The following is a 20,097-nucleotide window of genomic DNA, read 5'->3' as shown; positions in this document are numbered from 1 at the left end:
TATTATAAATTAATGTAGTGCAATATGCAGTTTTACTCATAGATGATGGATAGAACTGCTGAAAGGGGATTAAAATATGGCGGATGTGACGGTTAAACAATTAGCACAAGTCGTTGGTATTCCGGTTGAACGCTTATTGAACCAGTTACAGGAAGCAGGGTTATCTTTTACTGATGACCAACAGACTGTGAACGAAGAGCAAAAGCGGATCCTACTTAATCATTTGAAGAGGACTTCTCTGCGCGATGCGAATGTTTCGCCTGAACGAATTACTTTAAGACGAAAAAGTTTATCACAAGTCACTGTTGGCCATGATGCGCATAGTGGAAAAACTGTGAGTGTTGAAGTTCGCAAGAAAAAAATCTTTGTAAAACGTACCCAGATTTTAGAGCAGCAACCTGAAGTTGAAGAGCCAGCAGTTATGTCCGAAGATCAGCAGATTGCGGTTGAGCAGCATCTTGTTGAAGCAGCTCCAGAAAGTGTATCTGAAATCGCTACTGAGACAGCTGAAAATGTGGCTGAGACCGCTGAGGTGCATATTGAGCCCAAAGAAGAGTCTGCGGCTAAAGAAGTGTCACATGATGAACAAACTGAAGAGCCCACAGAATCTCTTACTCCAGAAGTTATTGAAAATAAAAATACCTCCGAAGAAACAAAAGAGGCTGCTGTAAAAGAAGAACATAAATTGGAAAAACAATCTAAAAAGAAACATGTCGAGCAGACAAGCGAAGCAGAGGCATCAGAATTTAGAAAAGTTAAGAAAAAGCCAAAATACCAAACGACTTATGATCGTGACGAGGAAGATCAAGATGGACCTAGACGTAGTGGACGTAGTAAATTCAAAAAGCGTAAGGGCATCGAAAAATCGGAAAAACTCAGAGAGGCCGAAGAATCATTAACGCATGGCTTTGCTTTGCCAACCTCGCCTGTAATAAAAGAGGTTTTAGTACCAGAAACCATTACCGTTGCTGAGTTAGCAAAAAGAATGTCTGTAAAAGCCGCTGAAGTGATTAAAATTATGATGTCACTTGGCGCAATGGCAACTATTAACCAAGTTCTTGATCAAGAAACAGCCGTTATTGTTGTTGAAGAGATGGGACATAAAGCACGCATAATCAAAGAAGATGCTATTGAAGTAGGTTTGGGAGAGTCGATTACTAAAGGTAGTCGTACTGAGTCTAGAGCCCCGGTAGTTACAATTATGGGTCACGTCGATCATGGTAAAACTTCTTTGCTTGACTATATTCGTCGAACCAAAGTGGCTATTGGTGAAGCCGGTGGTATTACCCAGCATATTGGTGCTTACCATGTGAGCACGGCTAAAGGTGATATTACCTTCCTAGATACCCCTGGCCATGCTGCATTTACCGCAATGCGAGCCCGAGGTGCAAAGGTCACTGATATCGTTATCTTAATTGTTGCCGCAGATGATGGTGTGAAGCCACAAACTATAGAAGCAATTCAACATGCGAAAGCGGCAAAGGTACCGATCATTGTTGCGATTAATAAAATGGATAAGCCTGATGCCGATCCAGATCGCGTCATGAATGAATTGACCGTACATGAAGTCATTCCAGAGGCATGGGGTGGTGATACTATGTTTATCAATATCTCAGCCAAAGCAGGCATGGGTATTGATGAGTTACTTGATGCAATCCTATTGCAATCTGAAGTGTTAGAATTAACAGCGGTTACTGATGGTGCTGCCAAGGGCGTGGTCATTGAATCACGTTTGGATAAAGGTAGAGGCCCTGTAGCAACCGTGTTAGTCCAAAGTGGAACCTTACATAAGGGTGATATTTTACTTGCTGGTTTTCAGTATGGCCGGGTGCGTGCGCTTGTTGGTGACAATGGCGATATGGTGGATTCTGCTGGCCCATCAATTCCAGTTGAGGTTCTTGGCTTATCAGCAATTCCTCATGCCGGAGACGAAGCAGTTGTTGTTCCTGATGAGAAAAAAGCAAGAGAAGTGGCTTTATTCCGCCAAGGTAAATTCCGTGACGTAAAACTTGCCAGACGACAAAAATCAACGATTGAAGGCATCATGGAAAATATGGCTGCTGGAGAATCAAAAGTACTTAATGTTGTACTTAAAGCGGATGTTCAAGGTTCTCTTGAAGCAATTTCTGACGCATTAGTGAAATTATCTACCGATGAAGTTAAGGTTGAAGTGATTTCAAGTGGTGTAGGTGGTATTACTGAATCCGATGTGCATTTGGCAATCGCATCTAGTGCCATCTTAGTCGGTTTTAATGTCAGAGCTGATAGTGGTGCTAAAAAATTGGCGGAGCATGAATCAGTATCGCTACATTATTACAGTGTTATTTACGATATTGTGGATCAGATAAAAGGTGCGTTAACAGGCATGCTTGCTCCACAATTTAAAGAAGAAATTGTTGGTATTGCCGAAGTTCGTGATGTGTTTAAGTCACCAAAAATTGGTGCTATCGCAGGTTGTATGGTTATTGAGGGTGTTATTAAGCGAAATAACCCTATTCGTGTACTGCGAGCTAATGTGGTTATCTATGAAGGAACTTTGGAGTCATTAAGAAGATTTAAAGACGATGTGGTTGAAGTTCGCCAAGGATTTGAATGTGGTATTGGCGTTAAAAATTACAATGATGTAAAACCTGGCGACCTCATTGAAGTGTATGAAACAGTAGAAATTAAGCGTGATTTATAAATATGGGTCATCATTTTAAACGTACAGATCGTGTCGCTGAGATGATTCAGCGAAAACTAGCTCAGATTATACCGATGGAAGTAAAAGATCCGCGCTTAACAGGCTTTGTGACTATATCAGCAGTAAAAGTAGCTGCTGATTTAGGTCATGCCAAAGTATATTTTACCGTGCTTAATGACGATAAAAAAGTCGCCGCAACAATTTTAAATGCTGCCGCCAGTTATCTGCGCGGTGCTTTGGCACGAAGTATTACTTTACGTACAGTTCCTCAACTACATTTTGTTTATGATGAATCAATAGAGTATGGGCAACATTTAAGCCGACTCATTGATAAAGTGAATCCTCCGACTTCAGAAGATAATGAAAACGAATAAATCTTTAGCAATAGATGGAATTTTTTTGCTAAATAAATCGGAAGGAATGACCTCTAACACCGCGTTACAGAAAGCGAAAAGGTTGTTAGGAGCACAAAAAGCAGGACATACGGGAAGCTTAGATCCTTTAGCTACGGGTATGTTACCGCTTTGTTTTGGTGAAGCGACTAAAGTCTGTCAGTTTTTACTTGATGCAGATAAATGCTACCAAACCACTGGTTTATTGGGTGTTAAAACCAATACTGCTGATGCTATGGGTGAAGTCACTGCGCGTGTTGATGCATTTACCGTTTCTGAAAAGCAATTATTAGATGTTTTAATGCAACATACAGGCCATATAAAGCAGATTCCTTCGATGTTTTCCGCTTTAAAACATAATGGTACGCCTCTTTATCGCTTAGCCAGAGAAGGGATCCAGATTGAGAGAAAAGCGCGTGAGATCCTGATTAGTGATTTACAACTCATAGCTTTTGACGGAGTTCAATTTTCTTTAACTGTGACGTGCAGTAAAGGAACGTACATTCGTAATTTAGTTGAAGATATTGGTGATGCTTTAGGTGTGGGGGCTCATGTGACTCGTTTACATAGGGTCTATACCTCAGGTTTAGAACATATGCCAATGTATTCGCTCGCTGAGTTAGAGAAGATGTCTGCTTCCGAAAGAATGGATTGCTTAGTGCCTATGGATAGAGCAGTGAACCACTTAGAGCAAGTAACTCTTTTGGATGACGAAATAGTCACAATTCGTCAAGGCAGAGTAATTACAAATAAAATAGGTGTTGAAGTAGCAGATTGTGTGCGTCTTTATGATGAGAGAGCACAATTTATTGGGTTAGGTGAACGAAATACACTGGGTGATATTAAAGCGAAACGATTACTTTCTTTTTAATCTTTTTCGTCTTATAAATGAATGATCTCAATTAAATATGAAATTTTTTGCACAAAAATAATTTTCAGTACTTGTTTCGTTGGACATGCCTTGGTAGAATGTTCGCCTTTAAATGAATACTTAGTAGTTCCGGGAGTGTATAATGTCGCTAAGCAGCGCGGATAAAGCAGCAATTGTTAATGAATTCAAGCGTTCTGAAACAGATACAGGTTCGCCTGAAGTTCAGGTTTCTATTATTACAAGCCGCATTAAATATTTAACTGAGCATTTTAAAGAGCACAAAAAAGATTTCCATTCTCGTCGTGGACTGCAAGAACTCGTTAATAAGCGTCGTAAGTTGTTAAAATATTTAAAGCGCAACGATGAAGCTCGTTATCAAACATTGATTCAATCGCTAGAGCTGAGAGATTCTTATTGATTGATGAGCAAACACATTTCTTTGGAAATGTTTTTTATACAAGATACTTTAAATAAAGGCGCAATTTTTAGCGCCTTTTTTTCGTTATAATTACTTAATGAGGAAGATTACGTGGCTAAGTTTACAAAAGAAATAGCATTTGGTGACCACACTCTTATATTGGAAACTGGTGAAATTGCACGACAAGCTGATGGAGCAGTATTAGCCAGCATGAATGGCACCCAAGTATTAGCTACTGTAGTTGGTAAAAAAGAAGGTGGCGAAAACAATGACTTTTTTCCTCTGACAGTAAATTACCAGGAAAAATTTTATGCGGTAGGTAAAATCCCCGGCGGATTTAACAAACGTGAAGGCAGACCCTCTGATAATGAAACATTAACTTCACGGCTTATCGATCGTCCTATTCGACCTTTATTTCCAGATGGTTTTTGTAACGAAGTCCAAGTGATTGTCACTGTTCTTTCTTTAAACCCTGAAGTTTCTCCAGATATTGTTGCAATGATTGCTTCATCTGCTGCCGTAGCGCTTTCTGGTGTACCGTTTAATGGACCAATTGGTGCTGCACGTGTTGGGTATAAAGATGGCATTTACTTATTGAATCCCAGCCGTAAAGACTTAGAGTATTCTAGGCTGGATTTGGTGGTTGCCGGAACTAAAGACGCTATTTTGATGGTTGAGTCAGAAGCTAAAGAATTAAGTGAAGACATTATGCGTGGCGCGATCATGTTTGGCCATGAAATGATGAAAAATGTGATCAAAGCAATAGAAGAGCTGGCTGCTGAAGCAGGAAAAACCCGTTGGGAGTGGACTGCACGTGAAGTAGATACTCATTTGCAACAACGAGTAGCTGATATGGCGAAACAAGAAGTTGAGGCCGCTTATCTGATTAGAGACAAGCAAGAGCGCTATCAACGTCTAGGTGAATTAAAAGAGCAAACAATTGCTGCTTTGCAGGCTGAAAATGATGAGTTAAAAGCGGATGTTATTGGTACGATGTTTGTTGAAATAGAGCGCGCTACCGTACGTAATCGCATCCTGGATGGCGAGCCACGAATTGATGGCCGTGATCATAAGACAGTGCGTCCTATTGCGATTCGCACGAAACTTTTAGAAAGAACGCATGGTTCTGTTCTGTTTACGCGCGGTGAAACACAAGCTATTGTCGTTGCGACTCTAGGCAATGAGCGTGATGCCCAAATGCTGGATAATATTGCTGGCGAAACAAAAGACCGCTTTATGTTACATTACAATTTCCCTCCATATTCTGTTGGTGAGACAGGTATGGTTGGCAGTCCTAAGCGTAGAGAAATTGGACATGGCCGTTTAGCCAAACGAGCGATTGTTGCAGTATTGCCAGAAGCAAAAGAATTTCCTTATGTATTAAGAGTTGTTTCTGAAATTACTGAATCAAATGGCTCGAGCTCAATGGCTACAGTATGTGGTACCAGCCTTGCATTAATGGATGCGGGTGTTCCATTGAAAGCTCCAGTAGCTGGAGTAGCAATGGGCTTAATTAAAGAAGGTGAGCGCTTCGCCGTGTTAACGGACATATTGGGTGATGAAGACCATTTAGGTGATATGGATTTCAAAGTTGCTGGAACGGAACAAGGGATTACCGCATTGCAAATGGACATTAAAATCCAGGGGATTACCAATGAAATTATGGAACAAGCGCTAGACCAAGCATTAGCGGGCCGCTTGCATATTCTTGGCGTCATGAATAATGCATTATCAGAACACAGAGATGAATTATCACAACATGCACCTCGTATTACTACTATGAAAGTCGCTGAAGATAAGATCCGTACTATTATTGGTAAAGGTGGCGCAACGATTAAAGGATTGATTGAGAGCACAGGTGTTTCAATCGATATCGATGATACAGGTGTGGTTCAATTATTTTCCCCAGATATGCAGGCATTGGAAGAAGCACAAAAACAAATTAAGGCGTTAATTGCTGAAATTGAAGTTGGGCAAACGTATCAGGGCAAAGTAAGTAAGATTGTTGATTTCGGAGCGTTTATTAATCTTTTACCTGGAAAAGATGGCTTACTACATATCTCGCAAATCTGCAGTGATCGCTCACAAAAAGTTGAATCTGTATTGCAAGAAGGCCAAGATATTGAAGTATTTGTTGCTGGTATTGATAAGCAAGGCCGCGTGAAGCTTGAGTGGAAAGATAAGCCTCAAGTTGAAGGAGCAGCCGCTGCTCCAGTGGCAGAAGAGCAAGTTGCAGAAAGACAACAAGACGCTGCCGCCAATATGGATGAACGTGTAGACGAAGAAGAGTAAATTTTCGTTGATTGCTGCTCCTGCATCTTGATGTAGGCGCAGCGTAATTTCAAGCCCTTTCTGAACGACCTATTATTCTGCTATTTCGTTGACAAATATGACCGATGTAGGCTGGGCTGTTAAGCCCAGCATCGTCTGAGTTAATGCGTACTATCCAAAACTCCATCATGAAGTCTCTACTGTAAGCTAATTAATAAGTAACTTATTCCCGGCTTTTCTTGGCGTTGCTATATGCTTGGCTTAGTAGCCTAGCCTACACTTAGTGAGTTTTTTGCTGACAGTCTACTCGATATGAGGAGTCTCTAGGATTAGACGAAGCCGTAATCCTAGACTCATGATGCCTTTGCTGGGCTTATACATACAAGTAGGTATAAAAGCTTAAGTTGAAGCTATTACGTAAACGCTTGCTATCCAGGATATTAATGCTTAAATGAAGAAATTAAAGCTGGATTACTTGCCTTGCGTCAACATTAAAAATTCAGCACGGCTTGTTGGGTTATTACGCATTTCACCAAGCATTACTGAGGTGGTCATTATTGAGTTTTGCTTTTCAACTCCGCGCATCATCATACACAGATGTTTTGCTTCAATAACCACAGCCACGCCACGCGCACCAGTAATTGATTCCAAGCAGGTTGCTATTTCCGTAGTTAAACGTTCCTGAATTTGCAGGCGTCGAGCGAAGTAATCAACGATACGCGCCATTTTTGATAATCCGATTACTTTTCCATTAGGAATGTATCCAACATGACATTTGCCGAGAAATGGGAGTAAATGGTGTTCACACATAGAATACATTTCTATATCCTTGACGATGACCATTTCATTCATGTCCGAATCAAAAAGGGCATCATTGACGATGTCATCTAGATTTTCATTATAACCCTTCGTTAAATAACGAATTGCATTGGCGGCACGTGCAGGCGTATCAACCAATCCTTGCCGAGTTACATCTTCACCTAATTGTGTTAGCAGTTCTTTATAGAGTTTTTCCATAGTTATTTCCTAGCCAGGGGGCCAAGTCATATGACGTCCGCCCAGTAAATGTAAATGAATGTGATATACTGTTTGGCCACCATCGGGATTAATGTTAAAAACTAATCGATATCCTGCGTCACTTATTCCTTCAGCTTGAGCAATTTTTTTTGCCCCTAAAATCATTTTTCCCAACAGGGCCTGGTTTTCATCGCTGGCGTCATTCAGTGTAGCAATATGTTGCTTCGGAATAATCAGCAAATGTTGAGGTGCTTGCGGGTTAAGATCACGAAAAGCCATTATCTCACTATCTTCGAAAACTACTGATGCAGGAATCGCACCTTGTGCAATTTTGCAAAACAAGCAATCCATGGGCAATCTCATTTTGATTAAAAGAGCTATTATACATTGCATTGCTGATAATGCGACAGCTTCTCTTTGCCTTTTGATGTGTTTTTTCGCATAATAGCCGCTTTATAGCGTAATTCTACATTCGTGCCATGATCATTTTTAAAATGAAAATCGCTCAGTATGCTGGGAATTGCTTTGAGATTGAGTGCTCCAAAAAAGGCATATTTTATGCTTTTAAAAGCCAGGTTATTTTTATTCAACAAGAGGGGAGATGAATAAATGAGTTTAATGAAAATTAGCAGTGGTCGTGACTTACCCAAAGAAATTAATGTAATTATTGAAATTCCTATGCACAGTGAACCTGTAAAATATGAAGTAAATAAAGAATCTGGGGTGTTATTTGTTGACCGTTTTTTATCAACACCAATGTTCTATCCCGTTAATTATGGTTATATCCCAAACACTTTATCTGAAGACGGAGACCCTGTTGATGTGTTAGTTATAACTCCAGTTCCCCTTGTTGGTGGCTCAGTGATTCCATGTCGACCAGTGGGGATGTTGCAAATGACTGATGAGTCAGGTGTTGATGCTAAAATTTTAGCCGTTCCTACCAATAAACTCACTAAAATTTATGAATCGATTCAAACACACGAAGACGTTCCCCAACATTTATTAAACTCTTTAGAGCACTTTTTTAGCCATTATAAAGATTTAGAAGAGGGTAAATGGGTGAAACTAAACGGTTGGGTTGGTCCTGATGCTGCATTTGAAGAAATTATGACCAGTGTGGCTCGTTTTAACGGTAAAGAAAAAAATAGATAAATTTTTGCCGATATGGCGAAAAAATCGTTACTTGGTTAACCGCAGAATTTTGTCGGGCCATGGCCCGACCTACTTGATTTAAGCCACAATGAGCATGAGTAGTTTGTATTGACGCAAGTAATCCAGTAAATAGCCTCTATCATTCAACATTTGCAAAAAAATACCTGAGCAAAACTCACTCTACATAAACGATGCTTCAAATCTAGAACACATGGCTAGATGTTTTTTTTATCCATGTAATGTTAAAATTATTTCAAATAGACGCTATCTCGCTTTCTTTGACACCATATGGTACTTTATTTCGGGTCATAAAAGGCTTAAGGAAATTCGGTGGCATTCCATCTTTCTACATTGTGTATCATACTGCTTTTTTTAATTTTATTGGCCGCTTTTTTTTCAGGCACTGAAATTGGTATGATGTCGATTAACCGCTACAAGTTAAAACATCTGGTCAAAAAAGAAAATAAACAGGCAATAAGAGTAAATCAAATACTCTCCCGACCTGATCGATTATTGAGTGTGGTGTTAATCGGTAATACCTTAGCCAATATTCTCGCTTCAACAATAGCAACGCTGATTGGTCAGCATATTTATGGCGATGCGGGTATTGCTATAGCAACGGCGGTGTTAACGCTGGTGGTTTTAGTGTTTGCGGAAATGATACCAAAAACATTTGCAGCAATTTATCCACAGCAGGTTGCATTTACTACGTCATTGCCTTTGCAAATTCTCCAATTGATTTTCGCTCCTCTTGTGTACATAACCAGTTTTATGTCTAATGGGGTTTTACGTTTATTTCACGTCTCAATTGATAAAATACAAAAAGAATCGTTGACTGGAGAGGAATTACGCTCGGTGGTGCATGAGACAGGAGGCTTATTGCCTGTTGAACATAAAAGTATGTTAATTAGTCTACTGGATTTAGAGCAAGCAACTGTAGAAGATATTATGATCCCTAAATCAGATATCGTTGGGATTGATATCGAGGAACCTTGGTCGGAAATTCTCTATCAATTAGAAACAGCAAAGCATACTCGCTTGCCCTTATACCGTGATTCAATTGATGATTTAGTAGGAATGATTCATGTACGCGACATATTAAATCTGGCGATAGAAAATGAGTTGGATTTGAATAGCCTGTTGGCTGCCGCGGATAAGCCTTATTATATTCCTGAGGCGACCCCCCTCAATACTCAGATTTTAAATTTCAGAAAAATGAAACGACGTAGCTCTTTTGTTGTCGATGAATATGGAAATATTCAGGGCTTAGTTACTATGGAAGACATACTCGAAGAAATCGTCGGCGAGTTTACTACCGATGTAGCTGCATTAAGCCGTGATATTATGCCACAAGATGATGGTTCAGTTATTGTCGACGCCAGTTTAACATTACGCCATTTAAATCGCTTAATGGGGTGGCACTTACCCATGATAGGACCCAAAACTTTAAGTGGCTTAATCGTAGAGCATCTTGGATATATTCCTCCCGCAGACTCATGTTTGACTATAGAGAACTATCAAATGGAAGTATTAAAAGTTGGCGATAATACGATTAAAAGTGTGAAAGTATTCAAAATGAGTAAGAAACGTAAATAAAAACCACGCGTAGGCTGGGTTGTTAAGCCCAGCGGTTGCTGTTAATTCTTATTCGCTAAAATGTGTCTCATAAACCCCCATCACTGTAAGCTCAATTAGCCAATCCTAAGACTTTGCGTTGCTGGGCTTATCAGCCCAGCCTACGTTGTATCAATAAGAATAACGCGAGCGAGAATGATTGCATTTATTTTCTTAAGTTTTCCAATATATTTTTACACTGACTAAGAAACTCTTGGAATTGAGTGTCCTTCACAAAATACCCATCAATATCAAAATTTTGGGTCGCGATTTTATCTTTATTATTATTAGACGTGGTAAGAACAAAAATGCGTACACTATTAAATTCTGCATGGGTGCGGAATGATTGTAAGAACTCTATGCCATTCATTTTAGGCATCATTAAATCTAAAATAATAATCGCAGGCATTATTGCAGTTTCAGTTTTATCATTTATTAATATGTCTAAGGCTTCAATCCCATTTTTTGCGATTTGCAGTGTTAGTGGCAAATTTAATTTACCTAGCTCTCTTTCTACGTAGATACAATCAATTTCATCATCATCAACCACTAAGATATGGGGGATCGTATGTTCATGAGTCACACCACACCTCCCATTTGTTTTGGCCACGTAAAATGAAATACTGAACCTTGATTTTTATCTGATTTGACACAAATACTGCCTCCTTGGGCTTCAATAATTTTCTTGGCAATACTAAGCCCAACACCACAGCTTTCTACAATATCACGCGGTTGTAGGGTTTGAAACAGTTGGAAGATACGGTCTTGGTACACAAGCTCAATACCAGGGCCATCATCAGCGACAAAAAACTCATAATAGTCGTTTTGTTCTACCACGCCCACTTGAATGTGTCCTTTTTGCAGATGGTGATGTTTCACACTATTATCAACCAGTTCATAAATCACTTCGTGTAAGGGCTTTTTTTCTGCCTCAACCGTAAAAGCACAATGTTCGCAACAGATATTAAAGTCATTTGCAGCCTCTACTTCGTGGGCTACAGTGTTTACTAAGTCAGGGAAATTAATTTTTTCGACTGGTGAGTGTATCGTTCCGGCTTGAGCATATTTTAATAGCCCATCCAGCAAGTTTGACATGCGATACGTGCGTTTGCGTAAGAACGATAGATATTTTCGTGATTGGGGAGTTAATTGGTTCCCTACGTCTTCTTCAATCCATGAAACTAAATGATCAATTGCTGGCAATGGTGATTTTAAATCATGAGACGCTAAATAAACAAATCGCTCCAACTCATCTTCAGCATGTTTAACCAAAATTAAATTTGCAATTCTGGCTTTAAACTCCTTAGTAGAGAACGGTTTAATCATATAATCTTGGGCTCCTTCTTGGAGCATACGTACACATAGTTCATCGTCTGCTTTAGCCGTTACAATCATAATAGGGGTAGACAGTAGGGAAGAATGTTGTCTAATGGCGTGCACCATTTCTATACCATTCATCTTGGGCATCATGATATCGCTAATGATGATTTGAGGATGTAATTGAATTGCTTTATCCAAACCTTCTTTGCCATCTTGCGCGCAGGCGATGCGATAATCGTTGCTTAGAAGCTCACACAAAAATTCATTCATGGCCAAATTATCTTCTACGACTAAGATCAGTGGCAGGTTGACATTACCTTCAGTATTTAGCTGCATAGTCACTATTTTGTGTTGTTTATTCACAATACGTGGTACTTCAATCGTTCTTTGTATTGGTTGTTCGCTATGTACCAAGTGCTCTGTTGGAGCATTTAACGGAATTTGCATGACAAAAAGCGCCCCTCCTAATTTGGCTTGATGTACTTTAATTGTACCTTGATGCAATTCGATAAAATCTTTTGCAATTGTTAATCCTAAACCAGTACCAGTTGAATGACGCATGCTTTCTTCCAATTGAAAGAAGCGTTCAAAAATCACTTCTCTAAATTTTGCAGGAATACCTGGACCATCATCTTCAATAGAAAATTCTGCATGATTTTTCCTTTTATATAACTTAAGGCAAATTGTTCCATGAGACGACGTAAATTTTATTGCATTGGAGAGTAAATTTAGGATAACACGCTCGATTTTTTCATTATCCATCTGCATGGATAATTGTTTAGGGAAAGAGCAAGAAATATGCAATCCTTTGGCTTCAATATCCGCTGCAAATAAGGAAAGAATTTTTTTAATAAGGAGGACAAAATCAACGTTGTAATAATTAATTTTTAGTCTGTCTGAATCAAATTTCGCAATATCTAATAAATCATTGACATGCATTAATAAAAGGAGGGCGTTTTCCTTCATTAAGTGCATTTTTTTTATGTGGTCTGGCCCTAATGCTTTATCCTGCAACAAGATATCTATTGGTCCTAAAATTAACATGAGTGGTGTGCGCAATTCATGGCTAATATTAGCGAAGAATTGTGTTTTCATTTGATCAAGTAATGCTAAATGACTGTTCGCATCTTGCAACTGTTTGTTTACTACCTGAATTTCTTGAGCGCGTTGATAAATTTCAACTTCCATCTCACCAGCTCGGGTACGAAGTTCTTCCATTATTTTTAATTGTTCAGAACGCGTGTTTTTTAGCTTGATGTATTCGGTAACATCTTCGACACGATGAAGAATATATTTAATTTTTTTATGGGCATCTAAAACGGGTAAATTTACGGGGCTCCAATACCGTTCTTCATATCCTCCGCCTTGTTCTGTAGGACGACGAATATCATATTTTTGGATAGCCATTGCGTCATGTGTTTTATTCTTTAAAACTCTATTTAATGAGTTACTTAAATTACTTGCTCCATTTGCATGAGGGTCTTCTGGATTTTCTGGAAACGCTTCAAATATATTTTTCCCAATAATTTGTTCCCTGGTTACCATAGTGGCTTGCAGATAATTATTACTGGCTGCAATGATATTAAAATCTATATCCAGCACAAGGTAAAGTCCAGGAGCAGACTCAAAAAGTAATTTAAAATCAATAAGGTCGTTTGTGTTCTCCATTAGGTCACCTCACAATCCATGCACTTTAAGTATAAAATATATACAGCGTATTTGAAAGTCTGTGAGTGTGAGGCAATACTATTTTGTATCGCCTTCTTTGATGGTGACTACTTGGGCTGTGAACATATAACCCCCATTGCGGATGGTTTTAATTAATGCAGGTTTTTTGGCATCCACTTCAATCTTCTGACGAAGCCTGCTTATTTGTACATCAATTCTACGATCAAAAGGATTTAAGTCACTGTTTTTAGTGATCTGTAATAGAAGCTCGCGATCCAAGATACGTTGGGGTTGTTGTACGAAAGTAAGTAATAAGTCGTATTCCCCTACGCTTAATGACAACTCTTCATTCGCATTACTAAATACTTGTCTGGATGCGGGATAAAGCCGCCAATTAGCAAAAACAAGAACTTCTTTTTCATGATCAGATTGTTGCTGTGCACGTAAAACACGCCGGTTAATCGCACTGACACGAGCATGAAGCTCTCTTGGTAAAAGTGGTTTTACAATGAAGTCATCTGCTCCAGCTTCCAGCACTTTGATACACGCCTCTTCGTCTGGAGTATCATTGATAATCAATAAGGGTACTGGATAATCTGTATAAAATTGATGAATTGCCTGCGGTTCATTTTTTAAAATAGACCAATTAATTAGAATGGCAACAGGCTTCCCCAATCCGTTTTGCATGGGAGTTAATTGATGTTGCTGCATGATATTTATGTTAAATTGAGCAAAGTATTTTTTGAGATCCTCACTCACAGGATCGTTATCAATAAATAATAGATAACTGGGGTGTGGCATTAATTTATTCCCGGTTTTTATAAGCACTATTCGTCATAATTTTGGCAAGATTAGTATAGACTTGCAATTATTTTCGATATTATCCTAGAAAAAGTAGTTGAATCAGCAGTGAGTCGGAGCTTTTAACTGGCTGTAGATGCTCGATTTTCTATGCTGTTGGACATCGGCTCTATCATAAAATATTCCAGATTGGAGTCGGATGTTACTTCAGGACGCCGCTTAAGGAGATAGGATGACTCATCATAGCGCTCAATTTACAAGTTGGTTTGTTACAGAAAATGATCGAGTAAAGGCTTTAACCAAATACGAACTCAATAGATTAAAAAACAACCTTCAAAAACATTTAGAAGATTCTAATGAGTTCGAGGCTTGTTCTGAGAAAATCAGCTTATTGTGTCAGTCTATTGCGAATAAGTATCTTGATTATTTGCAGTTAATTGGCCATAAAGTAGCAATCAATGCACCAAAAGAAGTAGTGACTAGGACTCACTGGGCAGAACATTTTAAGCAAATCGCTCTTTTGGAGCAAAAAATTACTGCGACACTAACTTTTGCAGAACAAAAAGAGCTTTTATTGGAAATCATTTCTTTATATCAATGTATTCAACCTGAAGAGCCTTTAGTTTCTAGGAATCAAATCCCTCTATATTCGCAACAATTACAACAATTATTTTCTAAGCGACAGTTTAATTTATGGCTGGAAGGATTTGTTGATTTTATCAATAAAAATGATGTGGTTCATGCCGAACTCGCAGCTCTATTTCAAGGCTGGAGTGTTGAACAGCAGCAAGAGGTATTGGATTATTTTTCTAATCCAGAATTTGCTGCTTTAGTTAATGCTATTTTCTTTTACAAGATACACCCGGACAAATTGTTTGTTGATGGAGTACATCCAGAAAAGCTTGTTTCGGTGCAAGTGCGTTTAGGAGTATTGCATCATTATATCGAATTAATGCAACAACAATTATATAAGGTTGCTTTACAAAATGACTTGCTTCCAGGAAGCGATTACTTTTTGCATGATGAAGAATTACCTCAAGGTATCATTATCGAGGGCAATGAGGAATTCAGACTGGTGCTGCAGGCTGCAGTTAAGAAATTGAAAGCCAATGTAAATTTAATTCAGGAAAAACATGTGGCCATTGATTGTTTGCATGATCTGATGCGAGCTTATAAATTTTGGTTTAACCCTAATCGATTAATCGATGCGGTGATGGTACTGCAGCAAAATTTATTGTCCAAAATTGTAGCGCAAGAAGAACGAGCGGTTATTTTTCAAGAAAAAATGGTGGTGTTATACAGTCAACTCACTACTACAGAATGTTTGGATCTATATGGTTATTTTGCCAATGATGATACTCGCTATCTATTGTTTACTTTTTTTAAGCTTGCCCAAGGGGGGACTTTCGATTGGTTGCCCTCGCTAAATAAAGAAGAACGCGCTGCAGTAGTCGAGGTATTTGAGGCTTTATACTGTGTGATGGATGCATTACGAATCGAATTAAAAAATCGACATTTGCTTGCTGAAACATATCTTTGTGATTTAGCAAAAATAAACGTTGATATAGACCCGCGTAATCGTGATGCAGTATTTAGAGTGATTAGGATTTATAAGCACGCTCATGTAGTTCCGAGCAATGTTATTGAACAATTATTCCAATCGATTGAAGAGTTTGATTAAACAAAGTGAATAGGTCTGCTGAGCATTCTACTTTTGGAAGCCGCTCATTTCTGAGCGCAAGCGAACGTCAACAGCTACTAAGCGATACCTTATTTTTTCTTTTTTGTTTCTAAAAAGAAGGAGCTTAAATATTTAATGATTAAAGCTCCTAATTTTCTTTCTCTCCCTGATTGAGTCAGGGGAATGCCAATTTTTCGTGAAATTTTGGCTTTTAGCGCAGAGATACCAACCAGTCTTTTCCATGAAAATCCACCACGATTCATTTTCTAAACCTCATTCTCTAAAATTCGCCATTTTGCCTCAATCTAGCGAATTGTAAACAGACCCGAGAATAAATTTATTCATGATCAGCAGAAGGGCTATTGATATGCCAATTATAGATGTAACTATCAATGGTGTTGATGTGCTTAAGTTGGCTTAGTAACGGTTCTTTTGCGAATTGTTGTAAATGAAAAATGATGTCTTTTTTAGTTCCGCCAAAATCTTCTTCGTACCAATCATATAATTTAGAGATGATGAGTTTCCCTTCAATGACATTTACACCTCTGAGTGAGTTGACGTAAGTTGAAGCAGCTAGGTTTAATTGCTCATCAAGGAGATTTCCTTGATAGATTTTTCTACTCAGATTTGGGGCGCCAATAGTACCATTGTTTAAAGCATAATGGGTGCGAGGGTCATTCCAAATCGCTCTGATTATGCGGTTATTAATATCATCTAAAGTTAACGCAGTATCTTTTACTGTGATTAGATTCGCTCCCCAGGGGCCTATACTGAATAATCCTGGTGATATGTTAATTTCTTGGACGGAAGTAACGGGATAATAATTAGCTATAACTTGTACAGTCAGTGCATTATATACGTTAATCCAATACGCTAATTGTTCATCGCGATTGTAATTTTCAATATTTATCTCAGACATACTTTTTAAATAGTCTTTCAATAGATTCAAGTCAATTTGCGTCATGTGGCCATAATCAACTAGATTGATATTTTCTTCACTGGAAACAATACGACGATTTAGAAAATCCTGCCAAAGTTTGTGAGAGATAACTTCTTTCGACAAAGGGTTATTTACTTCCCATCTTGGCCATAAATTTTTATAAAAAGATGCATTTGCTAACCCCGAAATGAGGAGCATTAATATGAAAAGGCATTTACGAAGGTATACTGTTTTAAACATGAATTATTGCTCTGTTGCGCAGGGCATTCCCTATAGTGTTGCCATCCAAAAACTCTAATTCTCCCCCAGAAGGAATGCCATGCGCCAATTGTGTTATGTTGATTGGTAGATCATGCAAAAGCTGATGAATAAAATGAATGGTAGTTTGCCCTTCTACACTAGGGCTTAACGCCAATATCACTTCTTTAATATTTTCTTGAATGATGAGATTTTTAAGCCGAGGTAATCCTATGTCTTCCGGTCCTAATCCATCTAGTGGCGATATTTTTCCCATAAGAACAAAATACTTGCCTTGAAACGCGTTACTTTGCTCTATAGCCGATACATCGGCAGGACTTTCTACGACACAAAGTAAGGATGAATCCCGATTTGTATTTTGACAGAGGACACAAATTCTTTGCTCTGTATAATTAGCACAGCGTTCACAATGGTGAATGTTGTTCATTGCTTGTTCTAAGCATGATGCAAGGTGTAATCCTCTCTGTCTTTGATGCTGGAGTAAGTGAAACACCATACGCTGCGCTGATTTTGGACCAACGCCTGGTAGACAGCGAAGCGCTTCTACCAAACGGTTTAACATATCCATCGTTAGGACTATTCCTTATCGCCCTTATCACCACCCATTAAATCAGTTGGAATATTGAGGCCTGCAGTTAATTGACTAATTTTTTCTTTAGATGCTTTTTCAATTTTTCGTACTGCATCATTAATTGCCGCAGCAACTAAATCTTCTAACATTTCAACATCCTCTTCCATCATTGTCGGTTTGATTTTAACCTCAGTAGCATCATGTCGGCCATTCATTTTAATCGTTACCATACCACCGCCTGCTTCACCTGTGACAACTAATTGGCTTAGTTGTTGTTGCGCTTCTTGCATGCGTTGTTGCATTTTTTGCGCTTCTTTCATCAGGTTACCAAGATTTTGATTCATATCCATTATTAAGGCCTCACATGTTTAGGTTTAAAATTCAATACATTATAAGTCATCTTTTAGCGGGACAATAGAATTTTTGACCAATTCCGCTGAAAATTCTTGCTGAAGTTGTTGGAACATTGGGTCATTGTTCAATGCGAGTTCAGCATTTTGTTGCTTTTGTTGCGTCGCTTGCTCCTTTTGTTGGGCAGGCGAGGCTTGCACCAACTCATCACTGTTTAAAGTAATTTTTATTTGATGCTGGTAATATTGGCCCAGTGCCGCTTCAATGCGTGAGAGTACGGTTGGCGTAAATAAGGATTGGTGTCCCCTTGCCACACGTAATGTGATCTCTCGCCCATCCTTAGCAATTAATTCAGCATTTTCTACTGCATTAAGTGCCAAACCGGTAAGCTTCAGCTGCGGGATAATACTTGCCCAGTCTTTAGCTTCGCGATTAATCTGTTGCTGTTGCTGTTGCTGTTGCTGTTGCTGTTGCTGTTGCTGTTGCTGTTGCTGTTGCTGTTGTTCCTCTGCTTGCTCATTTTCTTGAGGCTCGCAACTCTCATCATTAGTGAGAGGGGCCGGAGTGCATTGTTCCGGTGCATCCACAAAAACTTGTGCCTCTGCCAATGATTGTTGGGGCTGCAAGGTATTTGTATAGGTTGCCAAAGGTGGAAGAGCCTCTTTAGGAACGGGTCTAAAAGTTAACATACGTAACAGAGTCATATTAAAGCCAATGCTCAACGTAGGAGCAAGATGAATTTCCTCTCTTCCTTTAAGACCAATTTGGTAAAACAGCTGGATGTCCTCGGCTGAAATGTGTTGTGCTAGAGTGATGATCTCCGATGAAGGTTTAATTAAAGGATTATTATCTCCAATAGCTTGATAGATAGCTATTTGGTGAAGATCATGAAGCAGTTCATCGAGAACATATTGAAAAGGTCCTCCTTCAATGGAGATTTGTTGGCTAATATTTAACACAGCAGAAGCATTTTGTTCTGCTAAAGCTTGTAGTAATTGCAGTGCGTAATCATGTTGGGTATAACCTAAAATCATTTTAACATCACCGGCGCGTAATTGGGTATCACAGCCAGTAATGGCTTGATCCAAAAGACTTAAGGCATCACGCATACTGCCTCGCGCAGCTTGAGCTAATATATCTACAGCTTGAATTTCAAAATCAAATTGCTCTTCTTTAAGAATCCACTGCAAGTGCTGAGCAATTAACTCTGTAGCTAGGTGTTTCAGATTAAATTGCAAACAACGAGATAAGACCGTCACTGGAAGCTTTTGAGGATCAGTGGTTGCTAAAATGAATTTAACATGTGCTGGTGGTTCTTCCAGTGTTTTTAGAAGGGCATTAAAGCTATGTTGCGAGAGCATGTGCACTTCATCAATTAAATAGATTTTAAAGCGACCAATTGCAGGTGCATATTGCACGTTATCCAATAAATCACGTGTGTCTTCGACTCGAGTTTTGGATGCGCCGTCAATTTCGATTAGGTCAATAAATCGACCTTGCTCAATTGCCTTGCAGATACTGCACTGCAAGCAAGGTTCTGAGCTGATTCCTTTTTCACAATTAAGGGATTTAGCCAAAATGCGGGCAATACTCGTCTTTCCTACACCACGAGTGCCAGTGAAGAGATAGGCATGGTGCAATCGCTGCTGATTCAGCGCATTAATCAATGCCTTATTTATGTGGTCTTGGCCAACCAGTTGGGAAAAAGTACGTGGTCGCCATTTACGGGCAAGTGCCAGATAGCTCATACATGTTTTCACAAGTTGGGCGGCAGCTCTAAGAGCCACACCTCGGCGCTCGAATCAATCGTTACCGCTGCTCCCTTCCGGGCCTGACGGGGTTCACGATCTATCGCCGCGAAGGGACCAATAGAGCCACCATAGTTGAATCGCGAAGATTAACAAAAAAATGTGGGGATAGCCAGCCTTGTCAGAAAATAAATCCTAATGGGCTAGAATTCTTAAAAAATGCATATACCTTAATATATGTCTGTCTATGCAAAGAAAGGTAGCGATACATCATTTTTTTCAAAAAAAACAAAAAAGTGTTTGACACAGGAGCCGAAATCAGTAGAATACGCAGCACGCCT

At 39.1% G+C, this 20,097-nt stretch carries 18 protein-coding genes and 1 other RNA gene; 8 read left to right on the top strand and 11 right to left on the bottom strand.

The features are described 5' to 3' along the window. The first annotated feature begins 76 nt into the window (after window positions 1-76). The 5 genes from infB to pnp all read left to right on the top strand — a co-directional run bounded on the left by infB (window position 77) and on the right by pnp (window position 6,656). On the top strand, window positions 77-2,683 hold the full coding sequence (gene infB / locus BGO44_RS13955; RefSeq protein ID WP_273200233.1) for a translation initiation factor IF-2: 2,607 nt from the start codon (window positions 77-79) through the stop codon (window positions 2,681-2,683). Window positions 2,684-2,685: 2 nt separating this feature from the next. After that, window positions 2,686-3,057 (top strand): 30S ribosome-binding factor RbfA, encoded by a 372-nt coding sequence (gene rbfA / locus BGO44_RS13950; protein WP_058511638.1) that lies wholly within the window; start codon window positions 2,686-2,688, stop codon window positions 3,055-3,057. Then, on the top strand, window positions 3,044-3,946 hold the full coding sequence (gene truB, locus BGO44_RS13945) for a tRNA pseudouridine(55) synthase TruB (protein WP_273200231.1): 903 nt from the start codon (window positions 3,044-3,046) through the stop codon (window positions 3,944-3,946). The genes rbfA and truB overlap by 14 nt, the downstream gene beginning before the upstream one ends. Before the next feature lie 142 nt (window positions 3,947-4,088). Beyond that, entirely contained in the window at window positions 4,089-4,364 is a 276-nt protein-coding gene (gene rpsO, locus BGO44_RS13940) for a 30S ribosomal protein S15 (RefSeq protein WP_058511640.1), read from the top strand. A gap of 111 nt (window positions 4,365-4,475) precedes the next feature. Then, window positions 4,476-6,656 carry a polyribonucleotide nucleotidyltransferase gene (gene pnp / locus BGO44_RS13935; RefSeq protein WP_058511641.1) on the top strand — a complete coding sequence of 727 codons (2,181 nt, stop codon included), beginning with the start codon at window positions 4,476-4,478 and terminating at the stop codon, window positions 6,654-6,656. A gap of 450 nt (window positions 6,657-7,106) precedes the next feature. Here the strand turns inward: pnp and folE are convergent, their stop codons facing one another. Together folE and BGO44_RS13925 are read right to left on the bottom strand one after the other, a co-directional pair. Next, entirely contained in the window at window positions 7,107-7,652 is a 546-nt protein-coding gene (gene folE / locus BGO44_RS13930) for a GTP cyclohydrolase I FolE (protein ID WP_058509539.1), read from the bottom strand. 9 nt (window positions 7,653-7,661) lie between these two features. Next, complete coding sequence (locus BGO44_RS13925) at window positions 7,662-8,003, bottom strand: histidine triad nucleotide-binding protein (RefSeq protein ID WP_058509538.1); 342 nt, start codon at window positions 8,001-8,003, stop codon at window positions 7,662-7,664. Between the two features lie 258 nt (window positions 8,004-8,261). Between BGO44_RS13925 and ppa the strand changes: the two genes are divergently transcribed. Beyond that, window positions 8,262-8,804: an inorganic diphosphatase gene (gene ppa, locus BGO44_RS13920; RefSeq protein ID WP_058509536.1), complete on the top strand. Its 543-nt coding sequence runs from the start codon at window positions 8,262-8,264 to the stop codon at window positions 8,802-8,804. Between the two features lie 330 nt (window positions 8,805-9,134). After that, window positions 9,135-10,400: an HlyC/CorC family transporter gene (locus tag BGO44_RS13915; protein WP_058509535.1), complete on the top strand. Its 1,266-nt coding sequence runs from the start codon at window positions 9,135-9,137 to the stop codon at window positions 10,398-10,400. A gap of 184 nt (window positions 10,401-10,584) precedes the next feature. Here the strand turns inward: BGO44_RS13915 and BGO44_RS13910 are convergent, their stop codons facing one another. The 3 genes from BGO44_RS13910 to BGO44_RS13900 form a co-directional block, all read right to left on the bottom strand. Continuing rightward, on the bottom strand, window positions 10,585-11,001 hold the full coding sequence (locus BGO44_RS13910) for a response regulator (RefSeq protein WP_058509534.1): 417 nt from the start codon (window positions 10,999-11,001) through the stop codon (window positions 10,585-10,587). Continuing rightward, entirely contained in the window at window positions 10,998-13,406 is a 2,409-nt protein-coding gene (locus tag BGO44_RS13905) for an ATP-binding protein (protein ID WP_058509533.1), read from the bottom strand. The genes BGO44_RS13910 and BGO44_RS13905 overlap by 4 nt, the downstream gene beginning before the upstream one ends. A gap of 78 nt (window positions 13,407-13,484) precedes the next feature. Continuing rightward, window positions 13,485-14,207, bottom strand: coding sequence for a winged helix-turn-helix domain-containing protein (locus BGO44_RS13900; RefSeq protein WP_058509532.1), 723 nt, complete (start codon window positions 14,205-14,207; stop codon window positions 13,485-13,487). A 232-nt stretch (window positions 14,208-14,439) separates the two neighbouring features. Between BGO44_RS13900 and BGO44_RS13895 the strand changes: the two genes are divergently transcribed. Continuing rightward, entirely contained in the window at window positions 14,440-15,888 is a 1,449-nt protein-coding gene (locus BGO44_RS13895; RefSeq protein WP_058509531.1) for a hypothetical protein, read from the top strand. Between the two features lie 89 nt (window positions 15,889-15,977). Here the strand turns inward: BGO44_RS13895 and BGO44_RS13890 are convergent, their stop codons facing one another. From BGO44_RS13890 to ffs, 6 genes are all read right to left on the bottom strand, one after another. Then, entirely contained in the window at window positions 15,978-16,151 is a 174-nt protein-coding gene (locus BGO44_RS13890; RefSeq protein WP_193393381.1) for a hypothetical protein, read from the bottom strand. 74 nt (window positions 16,152-16,225) lie between these two features. Continuing rightward, on the bottom strand, window positions 16,226-17,068 hold the full coding sequence (locus BGO44_RS13885; RefSeq protein WP_273200224.1) for a DUF547 domain-containing protein: 843 nt from the start codon (window positions 17,066-17,068) through the stop codon (window positions 16,226-16,228). Further along, window positions 17,061-17,654: a recombination mediator RecR gene (recR, locus tag BGO44_RS13880; protein ID WP_058509529.1), complete on the bottom strand. Its 594-nt coding sequence runs from the start codon at window positions 17,652-17,654 to the stop codon at window positions 17,061-17,063. Before recR ends, BGO44_RS13885 begins: the two co-directional genes overlap by 8 nt. An 8-nt stretch (window positions 17,655-17,662) precedes the next feature. Beyond that, window positions 17,663-18,007, bottom strand: a complete 345-nt coding sequence (locus BGO44_RS13875; RefSeq protein WP_058509528.1) for a YbaB/EbfC family nucleoid-associated protein — start codon at window positions 18,005-18,007, stop codon at window positions 17,663-17,665. A gap of 39 nt (window positions 18,008-18,046) precedes the next feature. Then, complete coding sequence (gene dnaX, locus BGO44_RS13870) at window positions 18,047-19,756, bottom strand: DNA polymerase III subunit gamma/tau (protein ID WP_273200221.1); 1,710 nt, start codon at window positions 19,754-19,756, stop codon at window positions 18,047-18,049. A 26-nt stretch (window positions 19,757-19,782) separates the two neighbouring features. Next, window positions 19,783-19,879: signal recognition particle sRNA small type (ffs, locus tag BGO44_RS13865), an RNA gene on the bottom strand. Window positions 19,880-20,097: the final 218 nt, after the last annotated feature.

It is taken from the genome of Legionella sp. 39-23, from assembly GCF_001897665.1.
Taxonomy (GTDB): Bacteria; Pseudomonadota; Gammaproteobacteria; order Legionellales; family Legionellaceae; genus Legionella; species Legionella steelei.
The sequence above is the reverse complement of the archived record's forward strand: the minus strand, read 5'-3'. Positions and strand labels throughout refer to the sequence as shown.

Excerpts from the sequence above, each read along its gene's own strand:
- BGO44_RS13905 (WP_058509533.1), bottom strand. The coding sequence starts at position 13,406 with ATGGAGAACACAAACGACCTTATTGATTTTAAATTACTTTTTGAGTCT.
- dnaX (WP_273200221.1), bottom strand. The coding sequence starts at position 19,756 with ATGAGCTATCTGGCACTTGCCCGTAAATGGCGACCACGTACTTTTTCC.
- infB (WP_273200233.1), top strand. The coding sequence starts at position 77 with ATGGCGGATGTGACGGTTAAACAATTAGCACAAGTCGTTGGTATTCCG.
- BGO44_RS13925 (WP_058509538.1), bottom strand. The coding sequence starts at position 8,003 with ATGGATTGCTTGTTTTGCAAAATTGCACAAGGTGCGATTCCTGCATCA.
- BGO44_RS13890 (WP_193393381.1), bottom strand. The coding sequence starts at position 16,151 with ATGAATCGTGGTGGATTTTCATGGAAAAGACTGGTTGGTATCTCTGCG.
- folE (WP_058509539.1), bottom strand. The coding sequence starts at position 7,652 with ATGGAAAAACTCTATAAAGAACTGCTAACACAATTAGGTGAAGATGTA.
- BGO44_RS13885 (WP_273200224.1), bottom strand. The coding sequence starts at position 17,068 with ATGTTTAAAACAGTATACCTTCGTAAATGCCTTTTCATATTAATGCTC.
- rbfA (WP_058511638.1), top strand. The coding sequence starts at position 2,686 with ATGGGTCATCATTTTAAACGTACAGATCGTGTCGCTGAGATGATTCAG.
- rpsO (WP_058511640.1), top strand. The coding sequence starts at position 4,089 with ATGTCGCTAAGCAGCGCGGATAAAGCAGCAATTGTTAATGAATTCAAG.
- BGO44_RS13875 (WP_058509528.1), bottom strand. The coding sequence starts at position 18,007 with ATGGATATGAATCAAAATCTTGGTAACCTGATGAAAGAAGCGCAAAAA.
- BGO44_RS13895 (WP_058509531.1), top strand. The coding sequence starts at position 14,440 with ATGACTCATCATAGCGCTCAATTTACAAGTTGGTTTGTTACAGAAAAT.
- recR (WP_058509529.1), bottom strand. The coding sequence starts at position 17,654 with ATGGATATGTTAAACCGTTTGGTAGAAGCGCTTCGCTGTCTACCAGGC.
- BGO44_RS13900 (WP_058509532.1), bottom strand. The coding sequence starts at position 14,207 with ATGCCACACCCCAGTTATCTATTATTTATTGATAACGATCCTGTGAGT.
- ppa (WP_058509536.1), top strand. The coding sequence starts at position 8,262 with ATGAGTTTAATGAAAATTAGCAGTGGTCGTGACTTACCCAAAGAAATT.
- truB (WP_273200231.1), top strand. The coding sequence starts at position 3,044 with ATGAAAACGAATAAATCTTTAGCAATAGATGGAATTTTTTTGCTAAAT.